This is a genomic window from Sporosarcina obsidiansis, from assembly GCF_009651005.1.
GTDB classification, from domain to species: Bacteria; Bacillota; Bacilli; order Bacillales_A; family Planococcaceae; genus Sporosarcina; species Sporosarcina obsidiansis.
Genome location: NZ_WHVW01000002.1, coordinates 389,148 through 401,919 on the forward strand (window position 1 = coordinate 389,148; position 12,772 = coordinate 401,919).

12 protein-coding genes and 5 tRNA genes are annotated in these 12,772 nt (G+C 42.0%); 4 read left to right on the forward strand and 13 right to left on the reverse strand.

Annotation, left to right across the window (positions count from 1 at the left end; genetic code table 11):
* Window positions 1-42: 42 nt before the first annotated feature.
* The 3 genes from GD002_RS03450 to GD002_RS03460 form a co-directional block, all read right to left on the reverse strand.
* Window positions 43-1,365: an NAD-dependent malic enzyme gene (locus GD002_RS03450; protein ID WP_153730919.1), complete on the reverse strand. Its 1,323-nt coding sequence runs from the start codon at window positions 1,363-1,365 to the stop codon at window positions 43-45.
* 110 nt (window positions 1,366-1,475) lie between these two features.
* Window positions 1,476-1,658, reverse strand: a complete 183-nt coding sequence (locus GD002_RS03455) for a putative motility protein (RefSeq protein ID WP_153730920.1) — start codon at window positions 1,656-1,658, stop codon at window positions 1,476-1,478.
* Window positions 1,659-1,722: 64 nt separating this feature from the next.
* On the reverse strand, window positions 1,723-2,172 hold the full coding sequence (locus GD002_RS03460) for a Dps family protein (RefSeq protein WP_153730921.1): 450 nt from the start codon (window positions 2,170-2,172) through the stop codon (window positions 1,723-1,725).
* Window positions 2,173-2,267: 95 nt separating this feature from the next.
* On the opposite strand from GD002_RS03460, the gene yidD reads away from it, so the two are divergent.
* On the forward strand, window positions 2,268-2,492 hold the full coding sequence (yidD, locus tag GD002_RS03465; protein WP_153730922.1) for a membrane protein insertion efficiency factor YidD: 225 nt from the start codon (window positions 2,268-2,270) through the stop codon (window positions 2,490-2,492).
* Between the two features lie 118 nt (window positions 2,493-2,610).
* Window positions 2,611-3,603: a metal ABC transporter solute-binding protein, Zn/Mn family gene (locus GD002_RS03470; RefSeq protein ID WP_153730923.1), complete on the forward strand. Its 993-nt coding sequence runs from the start codon at window positions 2,611-2,613 to the stop codon at window positions 3,601-3,603.
* A gap of 25 nt (window positions 3,604-3,628) precedes the next feature.
* Here GD002_RS03470 and GD002_RS03475 read toward each other — a convergent pair whose 3' ends face one another.
* The 5 genes from GD002_RS03475 to GD002_RS03495 all read right to left on the reverse strand — a co-directional run bounded on the left by GD002_RS03475 (window position 3,629) and on the right by GD002_RS03495 (window position 9,880).
* On the reverse strand, window positions 3,629-5,068 hold the full coding sequence (locus GD002_RS03475) for an o-succinylbenzoate--CoA ligase (RefSeq protein ID WP_194841456.1): 1,440 nt from the start codon (window positions 5,066-5,068) through the stop codon (window positions 3,629-3,631).
* 70 nt (window positions 5,069-5,138) lie between these two features.
* Complete coding sequence (gene menB, locus GD002_RS03480; protein WP_153730924.1) at window positions 5,139-5,957, reverse strand: 1,4-dihydroxy-2-naphthoyl-CoA synthase; 819 nt, start codon at window positions 5,955-5,957, stop codon at window positions 5,139-5,141.
* A gap of 18 nt (window positions 5,958-5,975) precedes the next feature.
* Window positions 5,976-6,800 (reverse strand): 2-succinyl-6-hydroxy-2,4-cyclohexadiene-1-carboxylate synthase, encoded by an 825-nt coding sequence (gene menH / locus GD002_RS03485; protein ID WP_228548275.1) that lies wholly within the window; start codon window positions 6,798-6,800, stop codon window positions 5,976-5,978.
* Window positions 6,790-8,511, reverse strand: a complete 1,722-nt coding sequence (menD, locus tag GD002_RS03490; protein ID WP_153730926.1) for a 2-succinyl-5-enolpyruvyl-6-hydroxy-3-cyclohexene-1-carboxylic-acid synthase — start codon at window positions 8,509-8,511, stop codon at window positions 6,790-6,792. Before menD ends, menH begins: the two co-directional genes overlap by 11 nt.
* A complete protein-coding gene (locus GD002_RS03495; RefSeq protein ID WP_153730927.1) occupies window positions 8,504-9,880 on the reverse strand; it encodes an isochorismate synthase in 1,377 nt (458 codons plus the stop codon). Before GD002_RS03495 ends, menD begins: the two co-directional genes overlap by 8 nt.
* Window positions 9,881-10,112: 232 nt before the next feature.
* Here GD002_RS03495 and GD002_RS03500 point away from each other — a divergent pair, with 232 nt between their 5' ends.
* Both GD002_RS03500 and GD002_RS03505 read left to right on the forward strand, forming a co-directional pair.
* A complete protein-coding gene (locus GD002_RS03500; RefSeq protein ID WP_153730928.1) occupies window positions 10,113-11,024 on the forward strand; it encodes a 1,4-dihydroxy-2-naphthoate polyprenyltransferase in 912 nt (303 codons plus the stop codon).
* A 49-nt stretch (window positions 11,025-11,073) separates the two neighbouring features.
* Window positions 11,074-11,919, forward strand: a complete 846-nt coding sequence (locus GD002_RS03505) for a TraR/DksA C4-type zinc finger protein (protein ID WP_228548276.1) — start codon at window positions 11,074-11,076, stop codon at window positions 11,917-11,919.
* Window positions 11,920-12,280: 361 nt separating this feature from the next.
* On the opposite strand, the gene GD002_RS03510 is transcribed toward GD002_RS03505, so the two are convergent.
* From GD002_RS03510 to GD002_RS03530, 5 genes are all read right to left on the reverse strand, one after another.
* Window positions 12,281-12,352: transfer RNA gene (locus tag GD002_RS03510), tRNA-Glu, on the reverse strand.
* An 8-nt stretch (window positions 12,353-12,360) separates the two neighbouring features.
* A tRNA-Ser gene (locus GD002_RS03515) sits at window positions 12,361-12,451 on the reverse strand.
* A gap of 8 nt (window positions 12,452-12,459) precedes the next feature.
* Window positions 12,460-12,534: transfer RNA gene (locus GD002_RS03520), tRNA-Asn, on the reverse strand.
* 1 nt (window position 12,535) lies between these two features.
* Window positions 12,536-12,612, reverse strand: a tRNA-Ile gene (locus GD002_RS03525).
* Window positions 12,613-12,620: 8 nt separating this feature from the next.
* Window positions 12,621-12,694, reverse strand: a tRNA-Gly gene (locus GD002_RS03530).
* Window positions 12,695-12,772: the final 78 nt, after the last annotated feature.

Sequence of the window (12,772 nt, forward strand, 5' to 3'; positions counted from 1 at the left end):
AACGTCACTTGTTTTTATTACACAATTATTTAGATCATACGATTATTTACCTTGTTCTTCATAGACGACTCTCTCCACGGCCAATGCAACATTCATATGAACATTTGGATCTAGTGGATGAGGTACTAAGTCATCACGTTTTGTGCTTTCTACGATCGCGAGAGCTGCTGCGATGAGCATTGGATAGGTGATGGCTTTTGCATTTGCGTTCAGCGCACCACGGAAGATACCTGGGAATCCAAGAACATTATTGACTAAGCGCCCGTCTGCTGCATACGCTGCACCCGCCTCCAATGCTACGTCAGGTTGAATTTCCGCATTTGGATTCGATAAAGCCAAAATAATTTGCCCTTTGCGAACCATCTCTGGTTTAATCAAGTTCGCTACGCCTGTGGTTGCAATGACAATATCACAAGTCTGCATAATCTCTTCCATTGAATCGACAACGGTTCCACCAAACTTCGCCAGCATGTCCTGAGCTTTCGGATTTGGATCTGTACCCTTCATTTCTTGCACACCATAGGCCATAAACATCCTACTGATCGCGAGACCTGCCGCACCTAAACCGATCTGTCCTACTTTTGAATTGGATAGATCGACACCGACATGCTTGCATGCAGTCAGTGCAGCCGCTAATGCAACAACTGCCGTACCATGCTGATCATCATGCATCACAGGGATCGGAAGTTCATTTTTCAGACGTTCTTCGATTTCAAAACAATGTGGAGATCCAATATCCTCTAATAAGATAGCGCCAAATCCTTGGTGAATATGTTTTACGGTTTTTACCACTTCATCAGGATCGCTCGTATCTAATAAAATAGGAATTCCACTAATGCCGACAAATTGATCAAACAGCACAGCTTTTCCTTCCATCACCGGCATGCCCGCGACTGGACCTATGTTACCTAAACCTAAAATGGCGGTTCCATCCGTTACGATGGCCACTGTATTCGAAATACCAGTAAAGTAATTCGCTTGCTCTGGATCTTCCTGAATCGTTTTACAAACATTCGCAACGCCTGGTGTATACACTCTCCGTAAATCTGCGAGCGAGCGAATTTCGAGACTAGCTTTCATATGAATTTTTCCACCTTCATGCGCTTGAAGGACATCATCCGTCACAGCATGAACTTTAATACCGCCTTTTAAATTTTCAATTGCTTCCACAATTTGCGCTAAGTGGTCCTTATCATTGCATTGCAGCGCAATTTCTCTGATGGTGGATACCGTCCCTACTTTGATGGTCTGGATATCGCCGATGTCGCCGCTCAATTGCCCAATTGCCATCGTCACTTTCCCTAAATTACCAGGTTTAGAAGGCGTTTCGATAATTAAATTGCGTAAATATTGGCCTTGTGCCATAGTCCCTCTACCTCCTACTCATTATATATTCTCCACAGTTCTTCTGTTTGATTCCATCACTAACAAGAAAAAACACACATCTCCAATCATACGAGATGTGTGTTTCGCAATCAAGCCTTGATATCTACGGACGCCCCTTTATGAGGGTGCGGCGCAACAGGCTGGCTGTCCAAATTATTCAGCATTTCAGCCACAGCAGAAGTTTCCATTGAAAGAGCCTTGGTCATTACACTCATTTGAACGGTTGATTGCAAGCTTCTCAACTGACTGGACATTATTGAATTGATATCCATTTCGTTCACTCCTTCCTACTATTCACTTCTTACTATCGGCTGTTTTCACGCGGAATGAAGTGTTTCACTCATTTGTTTCGCCTAAAAATGCATTCAGCATCCATTGATGTTTCTCGATGCTCTGATAAATCGCATTCAGTATATCTTCTGTCATATCATCTTTATCTTTCGCTGCAAGGTCCATTCCTTTTTTAAGTGACTTCATAATTTTATCAAAATCATCTACTAATGCTTGTACCATATCGTTTGCTTTTTCCGTGCCTTTTGCTTCATCCACTACAGAACTTTGCAAATGCTCTTGTAAAGTAGCAGTCGGCTCGCCGCCTAACGTCAATATACGTTCTGCAATTTCATCCATATGTTCTGTTGCTTCGTTATATAACTCTTCAAATTTTGCATGCAGTGTAAAAAATTGATTTCCTTTTACATACCAATGAAAATTATGCAGTTTTGCATACATGACCGACCAGGTAGATACTTGCTTGTTCAACTCTTGAATTAGTTCCTTAGACATAAAAAAACACTCCTCTAATCGATTTTAAGCTTCTCTCTGTTAATTTACCACTTGAGTCGGTAAACTAAACCTAATAAATCGAAAGGTGATTTTATATGCTAAAAAAAATCTTATTACAACTAATTCGTTTTTACCAAAAATTCATTTCACCTTTGTCTCCGCCATCTTGCCGTTTTTATCCCACTTGCTCCCATTATGGAGTGGAGGCGATTGAAACACACGGTGCCATAAAAGGCAGCTGGCTTGCTGTAAAGAGAATTTTAAAATGTCATCCTTTTCATAAAGGTGGGTATGATCCAGTACCCCATAAAAAACTTTAACATAAAGTAAGGTACATATTTTGCAATCAAGGTTGCATTCACAAAAAGAATCTTGTATGATGAGTAACAGTTATCTAAATAGTAATCATTCCTATTAACATGATGGAGGCTTTTATTGATGAAAAATCGTTTAGTACTAGTAACTGTTGCTATTCTGCTTATTTTGAGTGGATGCACCAACAAAAAAGTGGAGGAAAAAGAAACCCCAACATCCGATCAATTACTTATTTACACAACAGTCTATCCTCTGCAATATTTTACAGAGCGTATTGGCGGGGAGTTTGTGGACGTCCAATCCATTTATCCACCCGGAACAGATGAGCATGTGTTCGAACCAACTCAAAAAGATATGATGTCACTTGCAAAAGCAGATTTGTTCTTTTATATCGGACTTGGTTTAGAAGGATTCGTTCAGAAAACCGAAAAAACCTTACAGAATGAAAATGTACGACTTGTATCCATCGCGGATGATATAGACCCAGAAGAATTGGAGCCTGGGCATTCTCATGAAGGGGAAGCTCACGAAGAGGAAGGCCATGATACTGAACATGAAGAAGAGAACCATGATGGACATGACCATGATTCCACAGTCGACCCGCATGTTTGGATCTCGCCTTATATAAGTACTTTGCTTGCTGAGAAAATTAAAGAAGAGTTATCTGTTGAACTCCCAGAACATGCAGATCAATTCCAAAAAAACTTCGAAACTCTTTATGATGAATTAGAAGGATTGGATCGTCAATTTAAAACAATGGCAGACGCAGCACCCAATAAAACCTTCTTTGTTTCTCATGATGCATTTGGCTATTTAGCTAAAACATATGGATTACAACAACTTGCAGTCTCCGGCTTGGATTCGCAAAATGAGCCTTCTCAAAAACAACTAGCAGAACTAGTCCATGAGGCAAAAGAGAAAAAGATTCATTATATTTTATTTGAACAAAATGTAAGTTCAAAACTAGCAGAAGTCATTCAGAAGGAAATTGGTGCTGAAACAATGACTTTGCATAATTTAAGTGTATTGACAGAAGAAGATCTCGATAACAAAGAAGATTATTTTTCGCTAATGGAACATAATTTACAAGTATTAGAGAAAGCATTAAGCAACTAACAGTGGAATTTATTCCACTGTTTTTTTATAACCACTTTTTCAATTCGAATCTCATCAATTTATTGGATGCATTGCGTGGTAATTGATCTACAAATCGGATTTCTTTCGGTAGTTTATAGCGAGCCAAATTCTGCTGACAAAATTGGATTAACTCATGCTCTGTGACAGATGAGCTAACGACAAACGCTACAGGCACTTGTCCCCATTGCTCATCCACTCTCCCGCATACACCTGCTTCCTTGACAGCTGGATGCGCTAGCAAGACGTTTTCGATCTCTGCAGGGTAAATATTTTCACCGCCTGAAATAATTAGATCTGCCCTACGATCCACAATGAATAAATATCCCTCTTCATCTAAATAGCCTGCATCTCCTGTCGCGAGCCAGCCATCTGCGGTTAGCGGTGACCGGGCGCTTTGACTACCGACATAGCCAGGGGTCACATGGGGACCTTTTATCAACACTTCTCCTATCTCACCTGCCTGAGTGGTGTCTTTAATCGCGATCTGATTAAAAAATAACGGCTTGCCGGCAGAACCTAATTTGCGGGTTGCATCTGCTTTCCCTAAAGTTGCCGTTTGTGAACAGGTTTCCGTCATGCCATACGTTTGGAGAATTGGTAAATCACACGCTTTCGCCCGTTCTAGATAATCTAGCGGAACCGGACCGCCACCAACTAACATCGTGCGGAATGCAGAATGAGCTTTCATATTATTCGATTTCATAACATTAACTATTTGATCCAATGTCAGTGCGACGACTGACATTGCCGTGACATGTCCCGATGCAATTTGCTCAGCGGCTTCTTTCGCATCAAATTTTTCGTACAGACGCATCTCCATCCCATAAATGACAGAACGAATGACAATCGACAGTCCACTAATATGAAATAAAGGCATCATACAAAGCCAAGAATCTTTATCAGTTAACCCTAGATTTAATGCAGAAGCTACTGCACTTGACGTATGGTTGCCAGCGGTCTGACGCACGCCTTTAGGGACTCCTGTAGTGCCTGATGTGTACATAATGGAAAGTGTCTGATCTTCCGTCCATTGTTCTAGTACTTTGAATTCTTTTTGAGCTGCCTGATGAATTTTTGAATAGGATAGACATTGGACACCTTGTAATCTTGGGAATTGACCAATTCGATCATCTACAATTACAAGTTCAGCCTCCGCGTCTTTCACTTGCCAGTTCAACTCTTGGTCAGTAAGCCGATTGTTTAGACAGACAACCTCCGCACTCAATAACCAACACGCATGGATAAATAACACGGTCTCTTCATTGGAATGACTCAGTAAAGCGACTCTGTCACCCGATTTTATGCCGAAACCATGAAGTTGCTGCGCAATTTTAAGAGATGCTTCGTATAAATCACGAAATGTCCATTCCCCTTCACTTCCTACTAATGCTGAAAGCTCTGGTGTTAACCTCGCACGTTGTTGTAGCCAATTAGGAATCATCATAATGTGTGGTAACCTCCATTAAGATATGATGTAATGAAAAAGCTGCCCTTTTAGGCAGCTTTCAATATTTTTATGGAAAACGTGGGAATTGATCAAAGTCCGGTTTGCGTTTTTCTTTAAATGCATCGCGGCCTTCTTTTGCTTCATCCGTTGTGTAATAAAGGAGCGTAGCGTCACCAGCGAACTGCTGAAGTCCTGCTAATCCATCGGTATCCGCATTCATCGCAGCTTTCAAGAAGCGAAGAGCAGTTGGACTCTTACTAAGCATTTCCTCACACCATTGAACGGTTTCGTCTTCTAATTGTTCATAAGGTACTACTGTATTCACAAGACCCATGTCCAGTGCTTCCTGTGCATCGTATTGACGGCACAAATACCAAATTTCACGAGCTTTCTTATGTCCGATAATACGCGCTAAATAGCCGGAACCATAACCTGCATCGAATGAACCTACAGTAGGTCCTGTCTGTCCGAAACGTGCATTGTCAGCAGCAATCGTCAAATCACAAACGACATGCAGCACATGCCCCCCACCGATTGCATAACCTGCTACCATCGCGACAACAGGTTTCGGAATGACACGAATTAAACGTTGCAAATCCAAGACGTTCAATCGAGGAATTTCGTCATCGCCTACATACCCACCGTGTCCTCGTACAGACTGGTCGCCTCCTGAACAGAATGCCTTCTCACCTTCACCAGTTAACACGATGACACCAATTCGGTTGTCATCTCTTGCCCGTGAAAATGCATCGATCATTTCTGAAACTGTTTTCGGTCTAAATGCATTTCGAACTTCAGGACGGTTAATCGTAATTTTTGCAATGCCATTGTACATTTCATATTTAATATCATCATATGTACGGAGCGTTTCCCATTGACGGGTCATATTATTTCCTCCTCATCTTCACAATGTTTTCAAATACCTCTCTATCATTGTAGCAAATTGCCGCGGTTTTTCCACATGAATTGCATGTCCCGCGTCTTTTATCGATTCATGCAGTACATTTGGAAATAATCGCTTCATTTCCCGGGCAATATTTTCGAATTTCTCGTCTTCGCTACCAGTTAGAAGTAATACAGGAAACTTTAATCTCTCTAGCTCATCCCAGAATGACGGTTGACTCCCTGTTCCTATCCCTCTCAGGCTGTTTGCCAAGCCTATTGGATTCTGCTTTAAACGTTCGTTTCGCACGGCCAACTGTCGCTCGGTCGAAAGCCGTTTCTGCGAACGAAATAGCGGAATCTCTTGCCAAAAGTCGACAAATTTCTCAATCCCATCATTTTCTATTCGATCTGCTAATTTTGTATCCGCCTGACAGCGCACATTTCGTTCGTGCTCCGTCCGCAAACCAGGTGAACTGCTTTCTAGTAGTAAGCCTTTGATTCGCTCGGGATACGTAGCTGCATAGCCAAGCGCCACACGGCCACCCATCGAATATCCTAACAGCAGAGGTTTTTTAAGCTGTAATACTTGAAACAAATGATGCAAATCTGCAATTTGTTCATCCATTCGATAGCGATCAGGGGCGAGAGGTGACTCTGTTTTTCCATGTCCAATCAGATCGACAGCAATGACGTAATATTGTTTGGAGAGTGTATGTGCCACTTCATGCCACGTTTTCGTAGAGCCTGTAAACCCATGCAAAAGTACAATAGTAGGTAAATGCTTTTCTCCTCTGCGTTCTACATATGTGCGAACTCCTCTAATATCAAACACTTCAGCCTTCAATGTTCTCCACCCTTTTTGCAATTTCCCGCCAAAGAGCTCGATGTGCGTCCACATTGTCCTCGCGATTGGTAAAAACTTCGATCATACGCAGTGCAGATACTTTTTTCGCCTGTAATGTCGTTTCAAACGCATCTATTGTAGAGACGGCATCGTACTGAGCTTCATACATTGCAGCAATATGATCGAACGTTAGATTCGTTGGCGTACCGAATAACTGTTCATAATGACTTTCTACAGAGGCCTGCGGTAAGTACGAAAAAATCCCTCCACCATTATTATTAATGAGGATGATGGTCAAGTTCGTTTCCTGTAGACGTGAAATGATTAAACCATTCAGATCATGTAAAAACGCTAAATCACCAATTAATAAATATGTATGTCTCTTCCGACCTTCTTGAATGCCAAGAGCTGTGGATACTACCCCATCAATTCCATTCGTCCCACGATTGCAAAACAACTCAATATCTTTTGTTGTTTTTAGGAAAAAAGTATCCAAATCACGAATTGGCATACTACTGCTGCATACAATATCCGTTTCATTTGGTAGATGAGCAATAAATTGACGTACGAAATGTCCTTCATCACCGCTAAATTGCATATCTTCTCTCAACACTTCACTAGAAAGGTCGTTCGCTTGTATCCAATGATTTGCATAGTGTGACCTTTTCTGATTAATCTCCATAGCCTTCCAAACACTCGATGACGTAGCTTGTATATGATGTGTAGTCAGGCCAAGCGGATCTCGATAGTTCGGTGCTTCATCTACCACGATATACTTTGCTGGATACGACCTCTTTAAGAACAACGTTAAAGGCTTTGAAATAGGCTGTGGACCAAAGCGAATGACACAATCAGGCTGTACGTCCTGACTGAACGCTTCACTTTTTAACAAAGCATCATATTGATCGATACATAAATCAATACAATCCGATGGAACTTCGGAACGTAGATTAGATAGTGGATCACATAAAACCGGCCATTGAAGCGACTTAGCAAATTTCCAAAACATCTCTTTTTGCAAAGTAGGCGGCTGTTCTCCGATGACCAAAATACCTCGTTGTGAATCGGTAATGACTTGCTGCAACAGAGTTTTTATTTCCTGAGATAAAGTGACGTCACCTATTACTTGTTGCTGAAATCTATTAACCGGCATCTGTGCGTCTAAATCAATTAAAAGAGGTTCCCTAAACGGCACGTTCAGATGGACAGGTCCCTGTGGAGCAGTCTTGGCAACTGAAAGAAGCCGTACTGCCCGTTGTTCCATATAGTCTAGAATTTCCACTCGATTTTCCGGTACAGGAAAATCTACACTTTCTTTGACGTGCTCTCCAAACATACGAATCTGATCAATTGCTTGCGGTGCACCAACCTCACGTAGTTCGTGCGGACGGTCTGCTGTAATGACAATAAGCGGCAGCCGAGCATAATATGCTTCTGTAATCGCAGGATGATAGTTAGATGCCGCAGTTCCTGATGTACATAGCAGCACAACAGGCTGACCCGTAGCTTTTACTAAACCCAATGCATAATAGGCTGCAGAACGCTCATCGGTATGAATGTAAGTTTGCATGTAATCAGATTCAGAAAATGCATAAGCAAGTGGAGTCGATCTTGAACCAGGACTGATAACAGCTCGATTAGCTCCTTGTCTCACCAATGTGTCAGTTAAGCGTAGGACATAGCTCGTCAAACCAGAACGGTGATTACTCATGTAAACTTCCTCCAAGTGCACGCAATACAGGGCGAAACTTTACCCACGTTTCATCATATTCCTCTACTGGTGTAGAATCTGCTACGATTCCACCCCCTGCATACAAATAGGCATCTTTTCCAGTTAACAAGCCACATCGAATCGCGACAGCAAACTCCCCATTCCCCGCAGCATCCGTCCAACCAATCGGCCCAGCATAAAATCCTCTGTCCATTTGCTCCTCTTCTCGGATGATCTCCAGCGCTTTCTTCCGAGGAACTCCTCCAAGGGCTGGTGTCGGATGAAGAGCTTCCACTAAACGGAAAATATCTTTTCCTTTTGCTAATTCACCTTCCACCGGTGTAAATAAATGCTGAATGTCGCGTACCTTTAAAAGTTTAGGTGTTTTGTTGACTCGCAAAGATGAACAGAATTCAGAAAAGACCTGGGTAATCATATCTACTACATATTGATGCTCTTCCCTATTTTTCTTATCGCGCAGCAATTGTTCGCCAAGCTGTTGATCTTCCAAAGCTGTTTTACCTCGCTCAATGGAACCTGCCACACAAGCTGAATAAGCATGTCCTTTCGAAATTTCAACTAAACGTTCAGGGGTGGCACCAAAAAACATATCTTCCCCAATTTGCAAGCCGAAATGATAGCTCGCTTGTTGTTCATTCGTAATGGCATGTAGAGCTGTTGCTTTTTGAAATTCCTCTTCAAAAGTCAGTTTGATTTTGCGAGCAATGACTACTTTCTCTGCAATCTGCTCTTTAATCTGCGAAGTAACTTGCTCGACAGCGTTCATATAACGATCCGTTGCTACTTCTGTTTGTGTGGCGATAGAAGGCTTTCTAGAGACCCTGAACTCCTCCACTTGCGCAATATGAATTAAGCGATCACGTTCTTGACGTAACGCCTCAAACTTGGCAGCCGTCTCTGGCTCGTCCGTCAGATAATTAATCGAGACATATGTCTTCCCATTTTCAATTTTCAATTGAAATAAAGGTACAGTAAAATAGGCGGCAGGAAAAGCACTCCATTCGCTATCTTTCCGTGTTGCTGGATCAAACGAGAATCCACCAAATAATACGGGCTCCATATCTTTTTCCTCTTTGATCAATCTTTCGCATAATGCTTTCCATTGTGCTGAAATTGATTGAAAACGTTGCGTGTCAGCTGTTAGTACGGTCGCCTGTCCTATCCCCACAAGCTTCACCGTTTTATCTGCATTCTGCCAAAAAAAGCGATGATCGCTGTAATATAAACGACCCGCTTCAAAAAAAGCTAACGGACAAAGCGTTTCCACTTCGATTGTTTCCGTGAAAAACCGAGCATCCGTCCCTGCAACCGAAACCTTTTTCGCTCGATCTGTCAATTTCCGATTCATCGTACTCTCTCCTAACTATCGTTCAAGATGTTTTCGACAATTTCCGTTCAACCATATTACGGTTGAACTATAAGTACCTCTATTCTATCACATCGTGTGCATTACTTAATATGATAATGTCTTCCTGTTCTCTAGGTCTTTCAACAAATGCATTCAGTTATTCATTCATCATACCTTACCGATTATTTTTGTTGTATAATAGCAAGTGATGACTATATAAGGAGGATTACACGTGCAACACACTATAGAATCCACTACTGGTTGGCGAGTATGGTGGCAACTAACAAGACCTCATACACTGACCGCAGCATTTGCACCCGTCTTTTTAGGAACTATGATCTCGCTGCAATACGGGTCTCTACACATTCCGCTATTTTTAGCTATGCTGACAGCCAGTCTCTTTTTGCAGATGGCTACGAATATGTTCAATGAATACTACGATTTTAAACGAGGACTTGATGATGAACATTCCATTGGTATTGGTGGTACGATAGTCCGCAATGGTGTCAAACCAAGAACAGTATTAAACTTGGCGTTACTTTTATACGCCCTGTCCGTCCTCATCGGAATCTATATCTGCATGGAAACTTCCTGGCTTCTTGCTGCAGTGGGATCCGTAGCCATGTTAATCGGCTATTTATATACTGGAGGACCGTATCCAATCGCCTATACACCTTTTGGAGAATTAGTTTCAGGATTTGTCATGGGCATGCTGTTAATCTTAATTGCCTTTTACATTCAGACAGGAACAGTCACGGGAAATGCGATTTTACTTTCTGTCCCCAGTATGCTCCTAGTAGCAGCGATCATGATGGCAAACAACATACGAGACATTGAGGGGGATACAAAGGGCGGACGGAAAACGTTGGCGATCCTCGTTGGCCGTTCAAATGCGATTACAATCTTATCCATGTTCTTCATTATCTCGTACGTTTGGATTATCGCTCTACTATTGACTGGACATGTCTCTCCATGGGCTTTGTTAGTATTGCTAAGCATTCCAAAACCGCTACATGCGATTAAGACGTTTCGGAAGTTCGAACAACCCACTCAAGTGATGCCGGCTATGAAGAACACAGGAGTGACCAATACACTGTTTGGCTTGCTTCTAGGAATCGGTATTTTAATCGCACATTTCATCTGAATAAATAGTAATTAGAACGTCTACACTGCAAAATGTAGGCGTTTTTTTATTGGAAAGGTTTACGTTTCCTAAGAAACAGGGAATGAATGAAGTAATAAAGCTTTCCTTGACTTTATTCCACATTCAAGAAAGCCATATAGAAAGGGTTGTGAATGAATTGCTCAATACAAAACAAATACAACATTTAGAAAAAGAACTCCGTGATATGGAAGAGCGTCTATCTGAAACAGAAGAAGAAACTGAAGTTGTAGCATCTGCACAAGAAGAAGTCGGTGAGTTATCTATGTACGATAATCATCCGGCGGATATGGGCACTGAGTTGTATGAACGTGAAAAAGATATGGCTCTGAATACGCATGCAGAGGACGAGCTAGAAAAAGTTCGATATGCACTCGAGTCCATACAAGAAGGTACTTATGGTAAATGTGAAGTGTGTGGGAAAGAGATTCCTTACGAGCGGTTAGAAGCGATTCCTTACACCACATTGTGTATTGATGATGCTGAAAAATCTATTCCGGAAGACCGTCCAGTTGAAGATGACATATTAATTATGGCAAAGCCAAATTCATTTGCTGAACGAAGGAACGGTGAAGCTCGGGACTTCGAAGACAGCTTTCAAGAAATCGCAAAGTCAGGAACCTCTGAAACACCATCTGATTTTTCCGGCAATGAAAACCGAGACTATGATGATCTATACGATATAGAAGATGTAGACGGTGTAGAAGAAGTAGAGGAGTTTGCAGCAACAGATATCTCAGGAGAACCTGCTGGTTTCCTACAAAATGAAGAATCAGAAGTATATAAAGAAGAATTAGACGAAGTAGGGCTTGAATCACCACTTGGTAATATCCCATACCATAAAGGTGACAGCTATGTAAATGATCATGAAAAGTAAGACTTGAGAGGGATATTCACGCAGTTCCTATTAGAAGTGAGGAAAAACGAGTCGTTTTCCTCACTTCTTTTTCAGCTCAAATATAAAGTAACTTTAGTCATAGAACACTGACTTGCTCTATAAGTGAGTGGATAATTGTGGTTACCCAAGTTTATCTAAGTTTTATTAGAGTCGCTTGATTGGCTTCGTAATATGAGATTATAGAGAGACTAGTTAAATACAGAGGTGAAAGGTTTCTAATACCATCCTTAATTGACATGCTTATTTATCGACAGATTAGTAGTACACGTATTTTATATACCATTCTATAATATAAAAAGAGGAACTACACAAATAAATGTGTAGTTCCTCTTTTCTTGTATGACCCCTACGGGATTCGAACCCGTGTTACCGCCGTGAAAGGGCGGTGTCTTAACCGCTTGACCAAGGGGCCAATATTTATGGCGGAGAAGGAGGGATTCGAACCCTCGCGCCGCTTTCGCGACCTACACCCTTAGCAGGGGCGCCTCTTGAGCCACTTGAGTACTTCCCCATAAAAATTGGCTCCGCAGGTAGGACTCGAACCTACGACCGATCGGTTAACAGCCGATTGCTCTACCACTGAGCTACTGCGGAATGGTGGGCCTAAGTGGACTCGAACCACCGACCTCACGCTTATCAGGCGTGCGCTCTAACCAGCTGAGCTATAGGCCCATAATGAATGGAGCGGGTGAAGGGAATCGAACCCTCATCATCAGCTTGGAAGGCTGAGGTTTTACCACTAAACTACACCCGCGTAAATGGTGGCTCAGGACGGAATCGAACCGCCGACACAAGGATTTTCAGTCCTTTGCTCTACCGACTGAGCTACTGA